This window comes from Rhizobium sp. 22-785-1 (assembly GCF_053521965.1).
Genome location: NZ_JBNWDI010000001.1, coordinates 37,340 through 53,352, shown reverse-complemented (window position 1 = coordinate 53,352; position 16,013 = coordinate 37,340). Strand labels below are relative to the sequence as shown.

16 protein-coding genes are annotated in these 16,013 nt (G+C 56.8%); 5 read left to right on the top strand and 11 right to left on the bottom strand.

The window, feature by feature from the left end:
* Positions 1-61 precede the first annotated feature (61 nt).
* Together ACQZ5M_RS00255 and glgX are read left to right on the top strand one after the other, a co-directional pair.
* The gene (locus tag ACQZ5M_RS00255) at positions 62-262 is read left to right on the top strand and encodes a hypothetical protein (protein WP_296018320.1); all 201 of its coding nucleotides are present in this window, start codon (positions 62-64) and stop codon (positions 260-262) included.
* 135 nt (positions 263-397) lie between these two features.
* Positions 398-2,473, top strand: a complete 2,076-nt coding sequence (gene glgX / locus ACQZ5M_RS00250; protein WP_449078805.1) for a glycogen debranching protein GlgX — start codon at positions 398-400, stop codon at positions 2,471-2,473.
* A gap of 178 nt (positions 2,474-2,651) precedes the next feature.
* Here glgX and ACQZ5M_RS00245 read toward each other — a convergent pair whose 3' ends face one another.
* Positions 2,652-3,068: a response regulator gene (locus ACQZ5M_RS00245; protein ID WP_296036652.1), complete on the bottom strand. Its 417-nt coding sequence runs from the start codon at positions 3,066-3,068 to the stop codon at positions 2,652-2,654.
* 363 nt (positions 3,069-3,431) lie between these two features.
* Here ACQZ5M_RS00245 and ACQZ5M_RS00240 point away from each other — a divergent pair, with 363 nt between their 5' ends.
* Positions 3,432-4,466 (top strand): GlxA family transcriptional regulator, encoded by a 1,035-nt coding sequence (locus ACQZ5M_RS00240; protein ID WP_296018327.1) that lies wholly within the window; start codon positions 3,432-3,434, stop codon positions 4,464-4,466.
* A gap of 110 nt (positions 4,467-4,576) precedes the next feature.
* On the opposite strand, the gene gndA is transcribed toward ACQZ5M_RS00240, so the two are convergent.
* The 5 genes from gndA to ccoG all read right to left on the bottom strand — a co-directional run bounded on the left by gndA (position 4,577) and on the right by ccoG (position 10,691).
* A complete protein-coding gene (gene gndA / locus ACQZ5M_RS00235; protein WP_296077242.1) occupies positions 4,577-6,013 on the bottom strand; it encodes an NADP-dependent phosphogluconate dehydrogenase in 1,437 nt (478 codons plus the stop codon).
* A 148-nt stretch (positions 6,014-6,161) separates the two neighbouring features.
* Positions 6,162-6,317: a cbb3-type cytochrome oxidase assembly protein CcoS gene (gene ccoS, locus ACQZ5M_RS00230; RefSeq protein ID WP_296077245.1), complete on the bottom strand. Its 156-nt coding sequence runs from the start codon at positions 6,315-6,317 to the stop codon at positions 6,162-6,164.
* Complete coding sequence (locus ACQZ5M_RS00225; protein ID WP_296077248.1) at positions 6,314-8,614, bottom strand: cation-translocating P-type ATPase; 2,301 nt, start codon at positions 8,612-8,614, stop codon at positions 6,314-6,316. Before ACQZ5M_RS00225 ends, ccoS begins: the two co-directional genes overlap by 4 nt.
* A complete protein-coding gene (locus ACQZ5M_RS00220; RefSeq protein ID WP_296077254.1) occupies positions 8,611-9,111 on the bottom strand; it encodes a FixH family protein in 501 nt (166 codons plus the stop codon). The genes ACQZ5M_RS00225 and ACQZ5M_RS00220 overlap by 4 nt, the downstream gene beginning before the upstream one ends.
* Positions 9,108-10,691 (bottom strand): cytochrome c oxidase accessory protein CcoG, encoded by a 1,584-nt coding sequence (ccoG, locus tag ACQZ5M_RS00215; protein WP_296077257.1) that lies wholly within the window; start codon positions 10,689-10,691, stop codon positions 9,108-9,110. Before ccoG ends, ACQZ5M_RS00220 begins: the two co-directional genes overlap by 4 nt.
* A gap of 112 nt (positions 10,692-10,803) precedes the next feature.
* On the opposite strand from ccoG, the gene ACQZ5M_RS00210 reads away from it, so the two are divergent.
* Together ACQZ5M_RS00210 and ACQZ5M_RS00205 are read left to right on the top strand one after the other, a co-directional pair.
* Positions 10,804-11,217, top strand: coding sequence for an SRPBCC family protein (locus tag ACQZ5M_RS00210; RefSeq protein ID WP_296077259.1), 414 nt, complete (start codon positions 10,804-10,806; stop codon positions 11,215-11,217).
* Positions 11,214-11,564: a VOC family protein gene (locus ACQZ5M_RS00205; RefSeq protein ID WP_296036666.1), complete on the top strand. Its 351-nt coding sequence runs from the start codon at positions 11,214-11,216 to the stop codon at positions 11,562-11,564. Before ACQZ5M_RS00210 ends, ACQZ5M_RS00205 begins: the two co-directional genes overlap by 4 nt.
* 44 nt (positions 11,565-11,608) lie before the next feature.
* Here ACQZ5M_RS00205 and ccoP read toward each other — a convergent pair whose 3' ends face one another.
* The 5 genes from ccoP to cobU all read right to left on the bottom strand — a co-directional run bounded on the left by ccoP (position 11,609) and on the right by cobU (position 15,757).
* The gene (ccoP, locus tag ACQZ5M_RS00200; protein ID WP_296077263.1) at positions 11,609-12,472 is read right to left on the bottom strand and encodes a cytochrome-c oxidase, cbb3-type subunit III; all 864 of its coding nucleotides are present in this window, start codon (positions 12,470-12,472) and stop codon (positions 11,609-11,611) included.
* Positions 12,473-12,476: 4 nt separating this feature from the next.
* Positions 12,477-12,629, bottom strand: a complete 153-nt coding sequence (locus tag ACQZ5M_RS00195) for a cbb3-type cytochrome c oxidase subunit 3 (RefSeq protein ID WP_296018344.1) — start codon at positions 12,627-12,629, stop codon at positions 12,477-12,479.
* Positions 12,630-12,640: 11 nt separating this feature from the next.
* Positions 12,641-13,372 (bottom strand): cytochrome-c oxidase, cbb3-type subunit II, encoded by a 732-nt coding sequence (gene ccoO / locus ACQZ5M_RS00190; RefSeq protein ID WP_296077266.1) that lies wholly within the window; start codon positions 13,370-13,372, stop codon positions 12,641-12,643.
* 11 nt (positions 13,373-13,383) lie between these two features.
* Positions 13,384-15,006, bottom strand: a complete 1,623-nt coding sequence (ccoN, locus tag ACQZ5M_RS00185) for a cytochrome-c oxidase, cbb3-type subunit I (protein WP_449078804.1) — start codon at positions 15,004-15,006, stop codon at positions 13,384-13,386.
* A gap of 226 nt (positions 15,007-15,232) precedes the next feature.
* Positions 15,233-15,757, bottom strand: coding sequence for a bifunctional adenosylcobinamide kinase/adenosylcobinamide-phosphate guanylyltransferase (gene cobU, locus ACQZ5M_RS00180; protein WP_449078803.1), 525 nt, complete (start codon positions 15,755-15,757; stop codon positions 15,233-15,235).
* Positions 15,758-16,013 lie beyond the last annotated feature (256 nt).

Here is a 16,013-nt window from a genome sequence, read left to right as displayed (position 1 = left end):
TGATGACTCGTCGGTGCGCATAGCTGTTCTGTCACCGACACTGAAACAAAGGAGTATTGAAATGACGATGATAATCCAGCACGAGGAAAGCGGCAGTTCGCTTCGCCTGCGCTCTCCTCAATGGCTCTTACGCCTTACAGAACTTGCGTTTCGTCTTCACGCATCATGGCGGCAAAGGCAAAATCGTCGCGTCCTCGAAAGCTTGCCCATGGATACATTGAAGGACATTGGATGGCCCGTGAACGACACCATCCGCCGTTGAGCAGTAACCGCTTAAACAGCACACATAAAAAGCAATGAGTGGCTCGCCGGATGTTCCCGCGGGCCATTTTTTTGCAGCGCGGAACAAAGGCGCAAGACGTCAGTTTCCCCATGTCACTTCATCATGAGGAAATCCATGCCCCAGTTTGGCTCCAGCATTCGGCCCGGCGACTTTACTCGCCTGGGCGCCAATTTCGATGGCGAAGGCGTAAACTTCGCACTTTTCAGTGCCTGCGCCGAAAGGGTCGAACTCTGCCTTTTCGATGACACAGGAAACACTGAAATCGAGCGCATTACGCTGCCTGAATTCACCAACGAAATCTGGCACGGCTATATCCCAGGCTTGAAGCCCGGCGCGTTGTATGGCTACAGGGTATATGGGCCTTACGATCCGGAAAACGGTCATCGTTTCAATCCGAACAAGTTGCTGGTCGATCCTTACGCGCGGGAAGTTGTCGGCGAGATTGAATGGGGTCAGGAGCAATTCGGATACGACCTTAACAGCGAAGACAAGGATATGTCCTTCAACGAGGCCGACAGCGCATCCAAGATGCCAAAGTGCCGCGTGATCGACCCCAAAGACTATGACTGGAGCGGCGATAACCGGCCCAGTATTCCGTGGTCGAAGACCATCTTTTACGAAACCCATGTGAAGGGTTTCACCAAGCTGCATCCCGCTCTGCCTGAAGAGTTGAAGGGGACCTATGAGGGCCTCGGTCACAAGGACGTCGTCGACTACATAAAAAGCCTGGGCATCACGTCTATCGAACTACTGCCGATTCATTATTTCCCTGATGATTCCCATCTTCTGGATAAGGGTCTGAAGAACTTCTGGGGTTACAACTCGCTCGCCTTCTTTGCGCCGGCTTCCCGCTATCACGGCCCACGGGCGATGGCTGGCTTTCGCGATATGGTGCGTGCCTTTCATGACGCCAATATCGAGGTCATTCTCGATGTCGTCTATAACCACACCGCGGAAGGAAACGAACTCGGCCCGACCCTGTCCTTCAAAGGCATAGACAACTTCTCCTATTACCGTACCCTGCCCGACCAGCCGCGCTACTACATCAACGACACTGGCACCGGAAACACGGTCAATACATCCCATCCGCGCGTTCTTCAGCTTGTGACCGACTCTCTCCGTTACTGGGCCGAAGACATGCGTGTCGACGGATTTCGCTTCGACCTCGGCACCATTCTCGGTCGTGAACCAGAGGGCTTCGATCAAAGGAGCGGTTTCTTCGATGCGGTGGGCCAAGACCCAGTTCTGTCGCGCCTGAAGCTCGTTGGCGAGCCTTGGGATATCGGGCCTGGCGGTTACCAGGTCGGCGGCTTCCCTCCCGGCTGGGCAGAGTGGAACGACAAGTACCGAGACACTGTGCGCGAATATTGGAAGGATGAGGATGGCACGGCGGGTGACTTCGCTGCGCGCGTACTCGGTTCAGGCGATGTCTATGACCTGCGCGGACGCAAGACCTGGGCCAGCGTCAACTTCATTACCGCTCATGACGGCTTCACTTTGAACGACCTCGTTTCTTACAATGAGAAGCACAATGAGGCGAACGGCGAAGACAACAAGGACGGTCATAGCGACAACCGCAGTTTCAACTACGGCGTCGAAGGTCCGACGGACGACGAAGGTATCAACGCTGTGCGTGATCGCCAGAAACGCAATTTTCTGGCAACGCTTCTCCTGTCCCACGGCACACCGATGATTCTTGCCGGCGATGAATTCGGGCGAAGCCAAATGGGCAACAACAACGGGTATTGCCAGGACAGCGATCTGAGCTGGGTGCATTGGGAAGGTTTGCCGGAAAGCGCCGACACCCTCCGTGACTTTACTCGCCGCCTCATAGAATTGCGCCAGTCGCATTCAGTCCTTCGCCGTGACAGCTGGCATGACGGCACTCACGTGACATGGCTGAACCCTGGCGGCGGTGAGCAGAAGCCGGAACATTGGGACGATCCTGGAAGCACGACACTTGGTCTGCGGCTCAGCCGCGAAAAGTCGTCCGATAACGAGGAGTGGAACGATGTGCTTATCCTGTTCAACCCGCATGATGGCGATGTCGAGTTCAAGCTTCCGGAAGTAGAGCATGGGTGGACCACGGAGTTGACGACGGCCGATCCAGCTGTCCATGGCAATCAGATCGCCAATTCGCAGACCTATACGATGGAGGGTCGCAGCTTGATACTGCTGCGCGCGGCCTGATCGACCTGATCTTGTAAGCCATTGCAGAAGTCGGAGCATCGCTCCGGCTTCTTTTTTTGCCTATCATTAGGTTCGCAACGCGACCGGCCGATAGTTCCTTACTCTTGCCTCATACTTGCGAAGACCCGACGCACAGCACAAAGAAGCAGCGTCGTGCAACAGCTTTGCGCAGTTTTGCTCAGGCACGAACGAGACGAAACCCGCGCCGCTTCTTCATAAGTTTCGCCTTGGCGGCAATGGTCGAGCGTAAGGCGAACAGGATGTCGTCGAAATGATAGGGCTTACTGAAAAAGCGCGCGTCTGCTGGAAGTGTCAGCCCGTCAGGGCCATGCCCTCCTGAGGTGACCACCACTGCGATCTGGTGCTGTGATTTGTCGAGAATTTCAACAAGATCAAGTCCGGTCAGTCCACCGGGCATATCGATATCTGTGACCACAGCCGCGATATGCTCCACCTTGCCGATGATGCCGACGGCTTCCAAAACGTTGGAAGCCTCCAGCACGCAGTAGCCCTTTTCTTCCAAGGCATCTACGAGCGCAAATCGAATAATGGGTTCGTCCTCAACGACCAATACCGTCAGGCCAGCTTCCTGCATACGCAATACTCCGCTTTAAGCTTAAACGGTCAGCTTTTGGCTAGGCCGTTACCTGCTGTGGCACCCAAGAACGGCGGCAATTCGACCTCCGCCGTCCCATCTTTGTCAACAGAACGCGCAATTAGGCGACGAGGGTGAAAGCATGCGGGACAAATTTGAAAACAATATTAATAAAATGCAAAACATCGTGGGCTCGCATGTCGCAAACCAGATATTGGCTTTTGTCAACCTCACCTCGCGACATGTTTTTTTGACATGGACCTGTAGATGTCGTACCCATCCATCAAGATGTCGCACCAGGAACATAACGAGACGCTTTTCCAAGCAAGAAATTGTTATTCCGCAAAATGGAGCATGGTCATAATGAGCAAAACTCCCAAGAAGCGTTCAATTGTATTTTTCATGGTTCCCCAGTTCACGATGTTGCCTTTTACGGCGGCAGTGGAAACGTTGCGTATCGCCAATCGTATGCTGGGTTACGATGCCTATGAGTGGCGCTTGGCCTCTCTCGATGGGCAGAAAGTCATTTCGTCCAGCGGGATCGCTCTTGAAGCAAACACCTCTCTTGCCGATGAGCGCAAGTGCATCAGCGGCGAGAACCGCCCGAGCATGGTTCTGGTCTGTTCCGGGATTGATATCGACCAATATGTCAACAAGTCGGTAAACGCCTGGTTGCGTGAGGTCAACAATCGCGGAATTGCCGTTGGCAGCCTCTGTACGGGCGCACATGTGCTTGCCCAGGCGGGACTGCTGAATGGTAAGCGCTGTGCGATCCACTGGGAGAATCTTCCTGGCTTCTCGGAAGCCTTCCCGCAGGTGGAGGTCTATGCAGATCTCTATGAGATCGACGGCAACATCTATACCTGTGCCGGTGGTACGGCTTCCCTGGATATGATGCTCAACCTGATCGGGCAGGATTTCGGCGACAATCTCGTCAACCGGGTCTGCGAGCAACAGTTGACGGATCGCGTGCGCAATCCTCACGATCGCCAGCGTCTGCCGCTTCGCGCCCGTCTCGGCGTCCAAAACGACAAAGTTCTGTCGATCATCGAACTCATGGAAAGCAACCTGTCCGAGCCGCTTTCCCTTCTCGACATTGCTGAGGACGCCGATCTTTCACGCAGGCAGGTAGAACGGCTTTTCCGCCAGGAAATGGGCCGCTCTCCTGCACGCTACTACCTTGAGATCAGGCTTGATCGAGCACGTCATCTTCTGGTGCAGTCGGCCATGCCGGTGGTGGAAGTCGCGGTTGCCTGCGGTTTCGTCTCTGCCTCGCACTTCTCCAAGTGTTATCGCGAAATCTACAATCGCACACCGCAACAGGAACGTGCGGAGCGCAAACTTGTGATCAGTGCCTCGAGAATGCTGACAGCCAGCCAGGGCAAGGCAGCCCACTGAGATCTCTGGAGCGTTTCTGTTTTAAACAGAGGCGCTCGGGCCACGTAAGCAGATCTACAACATATTCAATACCGGAAAAAACAAGGCCCGCTTCAGCGGGCCTTGTCGTTTTATTTTGCAAAGATATCGAGACCGCTGCCCCATGGACCGTGAGGCTTATCCACACCGTCCGTACGCTCGAAGCCATGCGCGCCAAAAAAGTCGCGCTGCGCCTGGATGAGGTTTGCCGTGCCACGGCCACGGCGATAGGCATCGAAGTAGCCAAGCGCCGATGCGAGAGCCGGAACCGGTAGTCCAGACAGGATCGCATGCGAGACGACGTGGCGAAGCGGCGCATCCGTGTCTTGAACCATCTTGGAGAAAGCTGGCGTGACGATCAGGTTTGCGACATGCGGATCCTTGGTGAAGGCCGATGTGATCTCATCCAGGAACTGCGAGCGGATGATGCAGCCAGCGCGCCAGATGCGAGCGATGGTCGGCATGGGCAGGTTCCAGCCGAACTCCTTGGAGGCTGCGGCCATCACGGCAAAGCCCTGTGCATAAGCGCCGATCTTAGCGGCGAGAAGCGCATTTTCGAGATCGTCGATGAAGGCTTGCTTGTCCGCCGGTGCGGCAAGAGCCTTCGGAAGGCCGAAGATTTTCTCTGCAGATTCGCGCTCATCCTTCTGGGAAGACAGGATACGCGCGGCAACCGCGGCTTCGATTGCTGTCGCGGCGACGCCCATATTCTGTGCTTCGATGACAGACCACTTACCGGTGCCCTTCTGTCCTGCCTTGTCGAGGATCAGATCAACCATCGGCTTGCCGCTGATAGGATCGGCGGCGCGCAGCACCTTCTCCGTGATTTCAATCAGGTAGGAGTTCAAGCGGCCCTTGTTCCACTTGCCAAAGACGTCAGCAATTTCACCGGCACTGAGCTTCAGGCCGTCCCGCAAGATGCCATAGATTTCAGCAATCATCTGCATATCGGCATATTCGATGCCGTTGTGGATCGTCTTGACGAAGTGACCGGCGCCGTCATTGCCGAGCCACGCCACGCACGGATCATCGTTGTATTTGGCAGAAATGGACGTCAACACCTTTTCGACGCGCTTCCAGCTTTCCTCGGTGCCGCCAACCATGATCGACGGACCATGACGTGCTCCTTCTTCGCCACCGGAAACACCCATACCGATGAAGGTCAGGCCACTATCCTTGAGATTGTCGAAACGGCGGATCGTATCGCGGAAATTGGCGTTGCCCGCATCGATCATGATGTCGCCGTTCTCGAGATAGGGTTTTAGAATTTCCATCTGCTGATCGACAGGTTCACCAGCCTTGATCATGATGATGATCGGGCGTGGCGGGCGAATGGCGGCAACGAAGTCCTCGATAGTTTCACAAGGTATGATCTGCCCCTGCAAATCGCCTGCTTCCGCATAGAACTTCTTCGTTGCTTCCGGGGTCCGGTTGAAAACGGCAATCTTGTTGCCTTTTTCCGCGATGTTGAGCGCCAGGTTCGAACCCATAACGCCAAGACCGATCAAACCGATTTCTGCCTGTTCCACGGATGTGTCTCCATTTTGCATTTGATGGCGCCTGTTTTGGCACTCTAACCTGTAAACGGCAAGGCGACAGCGGATTTAAACGGTTAAATTTTGATGACGCTGGTTGCTCAGTCGAAGTGCTTTATTCGCATTGGGTAAAGTGCAGACATCAGACCATAGGTTTATCATCGCCATCCTCCAGCGCCCGCCAGGCAGAGCCGTCCATATCCTCATATTGGCCGCTTTTCAGTGACCAGAGGAAGGCGAAGAGACCAAGACCTCCCAGAAACAACGCCACTGGAATGAGATAAGCGAGCATATTCATGCGGTCTTGGGCCCTTTTGTCATGGACAGATCGATATCATTCGCAGGAAGTTTGCGGGCCGTTCTTCGTTCAAATCCGCTGAGGCGTAACGCGTTCGTCACGACAATGATCGATGATGTCGACATAGCAATCGCCGCGATCATCGGTGTCGCAAGACCTGCGAGCGCGATTGGGACGGCAATGATGTTGTAGCCGATGGCGAGCGCGAAATTCTGCCGTATCAGCCGCCCTGCCCGGCGCGATACGTCCACAGCAAAGACTATCGAACGCAGATCCTCGCGCAGGAAGACGAAGTCGGCTGCCTGGCGCCCGATGTCCGCCGCCGATGCCGGAGCGATTGAGACATGCGCCGCGGCAAGCGCCGGGGCGTCGTTGATCCCGTCTCCCACCATCAGAACCTTTCGATCTGCGGCGGCCAGTTCTTCACAACGACGCGCCTTGTCGACAGGGGTAAGGCCGCCATGCCAGCGCTCGATCCCAAGCTTTTTTGCCAGAACATTCACGGCGGCCGGCCTGTCTCCAGAAACGATCTCCGGGTCCACCCCCAGGCGTGACAAGGCCGTAACAGTCTGAGCGGTGCCGGGCCTTATTCGATCCTCGAAGCGGAAGCAGGCAAGTTCGTCACCGTTCAGCGACAATACGACTTCCGACGATGCATCGGCAGTCGCCTGGTTTGAACTTGCTGGACAGCAAAAGCGTCTGCTGCCGAGCCGGTAAAAACCTCGCTCCATTTTCGCCTCGACCCCGCACCCCGGCACTTCCCGAGTATGGGGGAAAACCGGCAGAGCACCGCTTACAGATGTGTAAAGCGCCCGAGACAGGGGATGACGGGAATTGGCCGCGAGCCCGGCTGCAATCCGCAAAGCCTCTTGCGAAATCTCCATGCCATTGATCAGACGGGGCCGACCGAGTGTCAGAGTGCCTGTCTTGTCGAAAAGCACGGTGTCCGCCTCGGCCAGCCGCTCCATGGCCGAACCGTCCTTGACCATGATGCCATTCTTGAACAGTTCACCGGCTGCCACGACCTGCACAACGGGAACAGCCAGGCCGAGCGCGCATGGGCAGGTGATGATGAGAACGGCGATGGCGATCAACATAGCCTGTTTCAAATCTCCGCCCAATACGCCCCACGCGACGAAAGACACCAGGGCGAGAAGGTGGACGACTGGCGAATAATATTGCGCAGCGCGGTCTGCCAGACGGCGGTAGCGCGCCCTGCCCCCTTCGGCAGCTTCCATCAGGCCGATGATTTCCGCAAGGAAGGAGTCACGTGCAAGTGCCGTTGCCTTTAGCGTCAGGGGCCCGGTGAGGTTCAACGTACCCGCCTGGATATTATCGCCGGGGTGAACGATCCTGGCTGCGCTTTCGCCGTTGACGATGGACATGTCGATATCGCTGCTACCGGTTACGATCACTCCGTCCACCGGCACTCTCTCACCTGCGGTCACCAATACGACGTCACCTGGCACCAGTTCGGCAACCGGGCGATATTCACGCGTGTCGTCAGCCAGGATCACCATCGCGCCGCGTGGCGAAAGCCTTGCCAGACCGGCAACGGCCGAACGAGCGCGATCGCGCATGACATGATCGAGCGTACGGCCAATCAGTAGAAAGAACAGAAGAGAGACAGTAGCATCGAACCAGGCGTGACTACCGCTCTGCATGGTTTCCCACAGAGACACAGCATAAGAGAGCGTAATCGCCAAGGCTATCGGCACATCCATGTTGGTGCGTCCATGCCGCAAGGCATTATAGGCGGAGTGGTAGAAGAACCGCCCACCATAGATCAGAGCGGGCGCTGCAATCAGCGCGGATATCCAGTGAAACATATCCCGAGTTGCGGCATCCGCACCCGACCAGACCGATACCGACAGCAGCATGATATTGGCTGCGGCAAATCCGGTAAGACCCACGGCACGAATCAACTGGTTTCTCAAGGCGTCCGATGCGTCTTCAGCGCTCCCAAACAGATGCGCTTCATATCCCGTCGAGGCGATGGCTTTTGCAAGATCACCGGGATCTGTCCGAACGGTGCCCGTCTCTTCCCGCCAAACGATACAAACCCGTTTCGAAGCCAGGTTGACGCGTGCTCGCTCCACCTCAGGCATTTTTTTCAAGGTGGTCTCGATCATGGTGATGCAGGTGCCGCAATGGACGCCTGGCACAGACAGATCGATCTGCCGCAGTCCATGCCCCAGACTGCGACTTGCCAGCATCATCTCCTCGGACGACGGTAATGTGTTTCGCAATCCGGCCTGGTCGAGAGTGCCTTCTGCTCCAGGAGCGCAGCAGCTCATCTCACACCTCCGGCGATATCGATCCGGCTGCCTTCATGAACGATGATATTACCATCCTTGACGGCAACAGCCTCGACGATCCAATCACCCGCTGCGAGCTGGTGGTGGGCTGAAAACCGGTTCGAGGACTGCTTCTCCAGCACGAGCGAAAAGTCCTGCTTCTCTCCAACTGGGCGACGGAAATTCAGTGTCACCGAGTCCGTATCGACCGGTCCCTTTGTAGGATGGGTCACCTCGTAAGCGATCTCTTCCCCCTGCAGTTCAAGACGACCCACAATTCCGCTTGCCTTACGCGCCTTGGCAGCTTCCGCCTTGCGGTTGAACTGCTGGCTGGCGACATAGGTGTTCTGCGCCACAAGGCCGCTCCAGCTGGAAACCGCATTCCACGCCATGGTGACATTGACGGCAATCACCGTGCCAAAGAATAGCACCATGACGGTGAGCATGTGCCAGCCGGTGAAGACGAAGCCCGGCTTTTCCTGTCTGTCTGTATTCATTTTCTTGCTCCCGGCGCGTTGAAGACAGCTCTGTAATTGGCGCTCTCTGCATTTTCGGCATCTGCTGCGATGAAGTTGAAGGCGATAGCGGACTTTTCATCACCGGCGGGCATGGTGACGAAGAGCTTCAGACTCGTCACCTCATCCGGCTTGACCTTGATATCGAAGCTGCGCGCAGCGTCGTCTGAAAGGCCGTTGACCTTCATCACCGCACCGGGCAACCCCTCCAGCGACAGCTTGATGGTGCGTGGCTGGGCGATCATGTTGAGAAGCCGCACGGTATAGCCGTTTCGGATGGCACCATCCGATTCCAGCACATATTGCGGATTGCGGTCATGGATAACGTTGACCGCAAGGCGTTCGCGTGTTGCAAGTGTGACCAGCATCACGACACCGACGAGACACCAGACAGTCATGTAGAAGATCGTGCGCGGGCGGAAAATGATGCGCCAGTCGAAATGGCGGATAGAATTGACAAAGCTGCCGTCATGGTTGCGGACGGCACCGGGGCGAATGGCATGCGCACCTCCGCCGGTCGCAAGCGCCATGTTTGCATCATATTCCTGTAGCGTGGCGTAAGCGATCAGGCCACGCGGCTTGCCCACCTTGTCCATGACACCGTCGCATGCGTCGATGCAGAGCGCACAGGTAATGCATTCCAACTGCTGACCATCGCGAATATCGATTCCCATGGGACAGACGGCAACGCACGCATTGCAGTCCACGCAGTCCCCCACAGGCTCACCGGCAGCAAGCACTTTCTTGGCGTGGCGCGAACGCGGTTCGCCGCGCCAGTCATTATAGGTCACCACGAGCGAATACTCGTCCAGCATCGCGCCTTGGATACGGGGCCAGGGGCACATGTACGTGCAGACCTGTTCGCGCATCAATCCGCCGAAGACATAGGTCGTGGCCGTCAAGATCGCCGCGGTGTAGTAGGCGACCATCGGCGCTTGACCCGTCACGAACTGCTTGAGGAGCGTTGGGGCATCTGCGAAATAGAATATCCACGCCCCACCTGTCAGCACACCGATAACCAGCCAGGTCAGATGCTTGGAAACACGTTTGCCGAGCTTCTGGGCGCTCCAAGGCGCGGCATCAAGCTTCATTCGTGCGTTTCGGTCGCCTTCTATCGCGCGCTCGACAACCAGAAAGAGATCGACCCAGACCGTCTGCGGACACGTATAGCCGCACCAGGCGCGACCGACAGCCGAGGTAAGCAGGAACAGCCCGAAACCTGCCATGACCAGCAGCCCCGCGACGTAGTAGAATTCCTGTGGCCAAATTTCGATAAAGAAGAAGTAGAACCGTCTGCTGCCGATATCGATGAGCACGGCTTGATCAGGTGCATAAGGTCCTCGATCCCAACGGATCCATGGAATCAGATAATAGATGCCGAGCGTGATCAGCATGACGATCCACTTGAACCGGCGGAACTTTCCCTCTGCCCGCTTGGGAAAAATCTTCTTGCGCGCTTCGTAGAGCGGCTTTCTGTTCTTGGCAGAATTGACCGGCTCGGCATTCAGCCTCTCGACTGGCTCAGAGCCATTCCCGGTGTTGCCGGCGGTATAAAGGTTCATGATCGCAAGGTCCGTTTCTGTGCTTGCGTTTTGGCATTTCGAGGGTTCATCATCCTTGACTTAGGTCAAGCAGGGACAAAGTGGCGCAGGCACTGTGGATTGGAGAGGTAGGATGGCGACGATGATTTCACGGATCGTCCACACGACGATCGACCGGCCATGGCGGGATGTTTATGCCTTTGCCTCGGACATACAGAAAATGCCGCTGTGGGCCGCGGGTTTAGCAAGCGGGCTGAGGCAGGACGGGGAGGACTGGATCGCCTCCGGTCCTTTGGGCGACGTCCGAGTTCACTTCGCTAAACCAAACGACCTCGGCGTCGTCGACCACGTGGTCACGCTTCCAGATGGCATTGATGTCTATAACGCGCTACGGGTGACACCAAATGGTGACGGGGCGGAAGTAACGTTTACCGTCCTGAGATTGCCTGGCACGACCGATGCGGATCATGAGCGTGATGCAGCCGCCGTCATGGCCGATCTGAAAATGTTGAAATACATTCTTGAAAAGAGCGAAGGAACCGTATGAGCAGCCGCAACAACAGGATCGACTACATCGAGTTCAACGTCGGCGATATCGAGGTCTCGAAGGCCTTTTATGGTAAAGCATTTGGATGGACCTTCAAAGATTATGGTGCTGCCTATTGCGAGTTTTCGGATGGCCGTCTCACAGGCGGCTTCACCACCACGGCGCCTGTGAATGCTAAAGGCGGTGCGCTCGTTATTCTTTTTGCCGATGATATCGAGGCTGCGCGAACACGCGTTGAGGATGCCGGCGGAAGAATTACGGTGCCGATATTCAACTTTCCCGGTGGACGGAGGTTCCACTTCGAAGACAAAGACGGCTACGAACTTGCGGTCTGGTCCGATCAATAGAGAGAGAGGGGCCGCATCGCGCGCCCCCTCCATCTTGACTTCATCTATTCACCACCACCAAGCGAATGGACGAAGAGCGCGAGTTGCTTGACGGTCGTATCACCTAGGCGCTCGCCCCAGGCCGGCATGACACCGTGCTTGGGTGCGCGAATTTGAGCGACGATGCCCTCCTCGCCACGTGCCTTCAGCCAGATCGCATCGGCAAGATTGGGAGCACCCATATCGCGGTTGCCCTTGGCATCCGCACCATGGCAAGAAGCGCAATTGTCGGCAAAGATCTGCTTGCCGGGCTCGATGAGCGCTGGATCATGCGGCGTCCCGGTGAGGCTAACGACATAAGCCGCAACCGCCCGGATTTCGTCGCTCTTCAAGACGTCATCGAAGGCTGGCATCTCCGAGATACGTGTTTCGGAGTCCTCGGTAAAACGGATCCCATGGGTGATCGTGGTGTAGATGTCTTCGGCCTTGCCACCCCAAAGCCAGTCGTCATCGTTGAGATTGGGGTAGCCGTTGCCGCCTTCCGCACCGGAGCCATGGCACTGGACGCAATTGACCTTGAAGGCTGCAGCACCTCCCGCGACAGCAAATTGCATCAGTTCGCTGTTGGTCTGAATGTCCTGCAGCGACGAGGATGCGATCTTCTCCAGATAGGTGTTCTGGGCTGCCTTGGCATCGGCCATTTCGGTCGCCACGCTGGCCCGGCTGCTCCAGCCGAGAACGCCGTGCGTTGCTCCGCTGATCAGGGGCCAGGCGGGAAAGGCAATGGTGTAACCGATGGCCCAGACGATGGTGGCGTAGAAAGTCCACACCCACCAGCGGGGCATGGGGTTGTTCAACTCACGGATGCCATCCCACTCATGGCCGGTGGTTTCGACGCCGCTGATCTTGTCTATGTGTTTATCCGACATGCTATCAGTCCTCCTTGAGAGGAATATTGGCGGCGTCCTTGGCGGTCTTACCGCCGCCGGGACGCAAGGTGAAGATGACGACGCAGAGGAAGAAGAGCGTCATGACGAGCAGGCCCCAGCTATCGGCGAAGTGGCGCATGGCGGTATAGGTTTCCATCGCATCTCCCCCTATCGATAGCCGGCTGCATCGTCATAAGTCGAGAAATCGACCAGCGTGCCGAGCATCTGAAGATAAGCGACAAGAGCGTCCATTTCAGTCAGCTTCGTCGGGTCGCCATCGAAATCGCCGATCTTCGCCTTGGGGTAACGCGCCTCCAGACCCGTCGTATCGGCATTGGGATCGGCCTGCGCCTTCATGTCGGCTTCGGCGTACTGTAGCATCTCGTCACTATAAGGCACGCCGACCGTGCGGTTTGCCTTGAGTTCCATGGCAACATTGGTCACCTGCAACGGCGTCGTCTTCAGGAACGCGTAGCTCGGCATGACCGATTCAGGCACCACGGAGCGCGGCGCCGTCAGGTGCTGGACGTGCCATTCATTCGAATAGCGGTCGCCCACGCGGGCGAGATCCGGCCCGGTTCTTTTGGAGCCCCACTGGAATGGATGGTCGTACATGCTTTCCGCCGCAAGGCTGTAATGACCGTAACGCTCCACCTCATCGCGGAAGGGCCGGATCATCTGGCTGTGGCAGACATAGCAGCCTTCGCGAATGTAGATGTTGCGACCCGCAAGCTCGAGCGGCGAGTATGGCCGCATGCCCTCGACCTTCTCGATGGTGTTTTCCAGATAGAAAAGCGGCGCGATTTCGACGATGCCGCCAATCGAGACGACAGCCAAAGATCCGACCAGAAGCAAGGTGGCGTTACGCTCGATAATGCCGTGTTTGTCCAGGATAGACATGATCGATCTCCTTACTCGGCGGGTTGCAGCTTGGGCGCTGCAGACTTGCCGGTGTTCCCTTCACGCGTATGGCCGAGAATGGTTCTGGTGATGTTGTAGGCCATGACGATTGCGCCACTGAGGAACAGCAGGCCGCCCGTTGCGCGCAGCAGGTAGTATGGGAACATGGCGGCGACGGTTTCGGCAAAGGAATAGACCAGGAAGCCCTCAGCATCGTACTCACGCCACATCAGGCCCTGCTGGATGCCGGCAACCCACATCGAGGCCGCGTAGACGACGATGCCGAGCGTGGCGAGCCAGAAGTGCCAGTTGACCAGCGCCAAACTGTAGAGCTGTTCGCGGTGCCACAGTTTCGGCACGAGGAAGTAGACGGCGCCGAAGGTGATCATGCCGTTCCAGCCAAGCGCGCCGGAGTGAACGTGACCGATGGTCCAGTCGGTGTAGTGGCTGAGCGAATTGACGGCCTTGATCGACATCATCGGCCCTTCGAAGGTCGCCATGCCGTAGAATGCGACCGCCATGATCATCATGCGCAGGATAGGGTCTGTTCGCAGCTTGTCCCAGGCGCCCGAAAGCGTCATCAAGCCGTTGATCATGCCGCCCCACGAGGGCATCCAGAGCATGATGGAAAACACCATGCCGAGCGTCTGCGCCCAGTCTGGCAAAGCCGTGTAGTGCAGGTGGTGCGGACCGGCCCAGATATACATGAAGATCAGAGCCCAGAAATGGATGATCGATAGGCGGTAGGAATAGACTGGCCGGTTTACCTGCTTGGGAATGAAGTAGTACATCATTCCCAGGAAGCCAGCCGTCAGAAAGAAGCCAACGGCATTGTGGCCGTACCACCATTGCGTCAGAGCATCCTGAACGCCGGAGAACACCGAGTAGCTCTTCACGCCGAGGAAGGAGACTGGAACCGCCAGGTTGTTGACGATGTGCAGCATCGCAATTGTCACGATGAAGGCAAGGTAGAACCAGTTCGCTACATAGATATGCGGTTCCTTGCGGATGAAAATGGTGCCGAGAAAGGTGATCAGATAGGCGACCCATACGATCGTGAGCCAGATATCTACGTACCATTCAGGCTCGGCATATTCCCTGCCCTGCGTGATGCCAAGCAGATAACCGGTGGCTGCCATAACGATGAAGAGGTTGTAGCCCCAGAAGACGAACCATCCGAGATCGCCGCCAAACAGGCGCGCGCGGCAGGTGCGCTGCACCACATAGAAGGAGGTCGCAATCAGCGCATTTCCGCCGAAGGCAAAGATGACGGCAGAGGTATGGAGCGGACGAACGCGACCGAAATTGAACCAGGGCTGGATATTGAGGTCAGGATAGGCCAGCTGGAGAGCGACGATGACACCCACCAGAAAACCGGCCACGCCCCAGAACATGGTGGCGATGACGCCATAGCGGATAACGTCGTCAAAATATTCAGTCTTCTTGCGAGCCTGAACTGCGGGATCGACGGTTGCGAAGGAGACGCGGCGCAGCATCACGACCGTGCCGATCAGCAGCACGAAGAACAGCACCCACATATGCGCGGCGAAGAGATTGTCGTGAGCGAAGGCCGCCCCGAGCAAAGCGAGGAAGGCCCCCACGGCCACCATCGCAATTCCTAAAGTAGAGTTCATTGTTGGCTTCCCCCAACGTCAAAGCAGATATGACGAGAAGCGAAGAAACCAGCTCGGAAGCGGCTAACATGCTTTCACGTCGGTCGCAGCTTTGCCACCGTGACGGCCAAGCGACCTTGATCCAAATCAAGACCGCAGGTTGAAGTCGGAAACTGAAACACGATGTTCGATGTGGGATCGCGTGGCATGAACCAGCCGATATGCGTCCGTCGATGTGTCGACGGATTCATCCCTTCATTTTGAGGGGTAAACCGGCGGCAACGAAGTAGACCTCCGCTGCAATCGCGGCTATCTGCTGATGCAGCCTTCCAGCATGATCGCGAAACTCCCGCGCCATGCGATTGTCAGGCACGATGCCGAGGCCGACTTCATTTGATACGAGGATGATTTTTGCTCGGGCCTCGGCGGCATGGTCGATAAGCGGCTTAAACGCGGCTTCGACGTCCCGCCCCTCCTCCATCATCAGGTTCGTCACCCAGAGAGTGAGGCAATCGACCAAGATCGTATTGGATGCATGGTCAAGACTTTTCAGCGCTTCAGTGAGGTTCAACGGCTCCTCATGCGTGATCCAACGATCTCCGCGCTGGAGACGATGAGTCGCGATGCGCGACCTCATCTCGTCATCCCAAGCACGCCCTGTCGCGATGTAATGGGCAGCCCCCTCGGATGAGAGTACCATACGTTCTGCAAATGCCGACTTGCCGGAACGCGCACCGCCCAGCACGAGCACAGCACGAGATATCTCGCTCATTCAGAACCTGCGGGGCGGAGAAGGGTTAAAAGCGATCCGGTCGCCGATACGGCGAATGCCGAAGGCCGAGACGGGACAGGCATGAAAAGAGAACGATTCGTAGATATGGAGGCGTTCTCCCGGTCGATCATGCTGGACGTCAACGGTAGTCACCAAGAAGTATCGATGCCCGACCGCCCTGTGCGGTCAAGTCGACACCGGCTTCGTGATGAAAGCGCCGGATCGCTTCATCAAAGTAGGATGAGATTCGGCGATT

Excerpts from the sequence above, each read along its gene's own strand:
- ACQZ5M_RS00240 (WP_296018327.1), top strand. The coding sequence starts at position 3,432 with ATGAGCAAAACTCCCAAGAAGCGTTCAATTGTATTTTTCATGGTTCCC.
- ACQZ5M_RS00225 (WP_296077248.1), bottom strand. The coding sequence starts at position 8,614 with ATGAGCTGCTGCGCTCCTGGAGCAGAAGGCACTCTCGACCAGGCCGGA.
- ccoG (WP_296077257.1), bottom strand. The coding sequence starts at position 10,691 with ATGAACCTTTATACCGCCGGCAACACCGGGAATGGCTCTGAGCCAGTC.
- ACQZ5M_RS00205 (WP_296036666.1), top strand. The coding sequence starts at position 11,214 with ATGAGCAGCCGCAACAACAGGATCGACTACATCGAGTTCAACGTCGGC.
- ccoP (WP_296077263.1), bottom strand. The coding sequence starts at position 12,472 with ATGTCGGATAAACACATAGACAAGATCAGCGGCGTCGAAACCACCGGC.
- ACQZ5M_RS00255 (WP_296018320.1), top strand. The coding sequence starts at position 62 with ATGACGATGATAATCCAGCACGAGGAAAGCGGCAGTTCGCTTCGCCTG.
- ccoO (WP_296077266.1), bottom strand. The coding sequence starts at position 13,372 with ATGTCTATCCTGGACAAACACGGCATTATCGAGCGTAACGCCACCTTG.
- ACQZ5M_RS00245 (WP_296036652.1), bottom strand. The coding sequence starts at position 3,068 with ATGCAGGAAGCTGGCCTGACGGTATTGGTCGTTGAGGACGAACCCATT.
- ccoS (WP_296077245.1), bottom strand. The coding sequence starts at position 6,317 with ATGAATATGCTCGCTTATCTCATTCCAGTGGCGTTGTTTCTGGGAGGT.
- ACQZ5M_RS00195 (WP_296018344.1), bottom strand. The coding sequence starts at position 12,629 with ATGGAAACCTATACCGCCATGCGCCACTTCGCCGATAGCTGGGGCCTG.
- glgX (WP_449078805.1), top strand. The coding sequence starts at position 398 with ATGCCCCAGTTTGGCTCCAGCATTCGGCCCGGCGACTTTACTCGCCTG.
- ACQZ5M_RS00220 (WP_296077254.1), bottom strand. The coding sequence starts at position 9,111 with ATGAATACAGACAGACAGGAAAAGCCGGGCTTCGTCTTCACCGGCTGG.
- ccoN (WP_449078804.1), bottom strand. The coding sequence starts at position 15,006 with ATGAACTCTACTTTAGGAATTGCGATGGTGGCCGTGGGGGCCTTCCTC.
- cobU (WP_449078803.1), bottom strand. The coding sequence starts at position 15,757 with ATGAGCGAGATATCTCGTGCTGTGCTCGTGCTGGGCGGTGCGCGTTCC.
- ACQZ5M_RS00210 (WP_296077259.1), top strand. The coding sequence starts at position 10,804 with ATGGCGACGATGATTTCACGGATCGTCCACACGACGATCGACCGGCCA.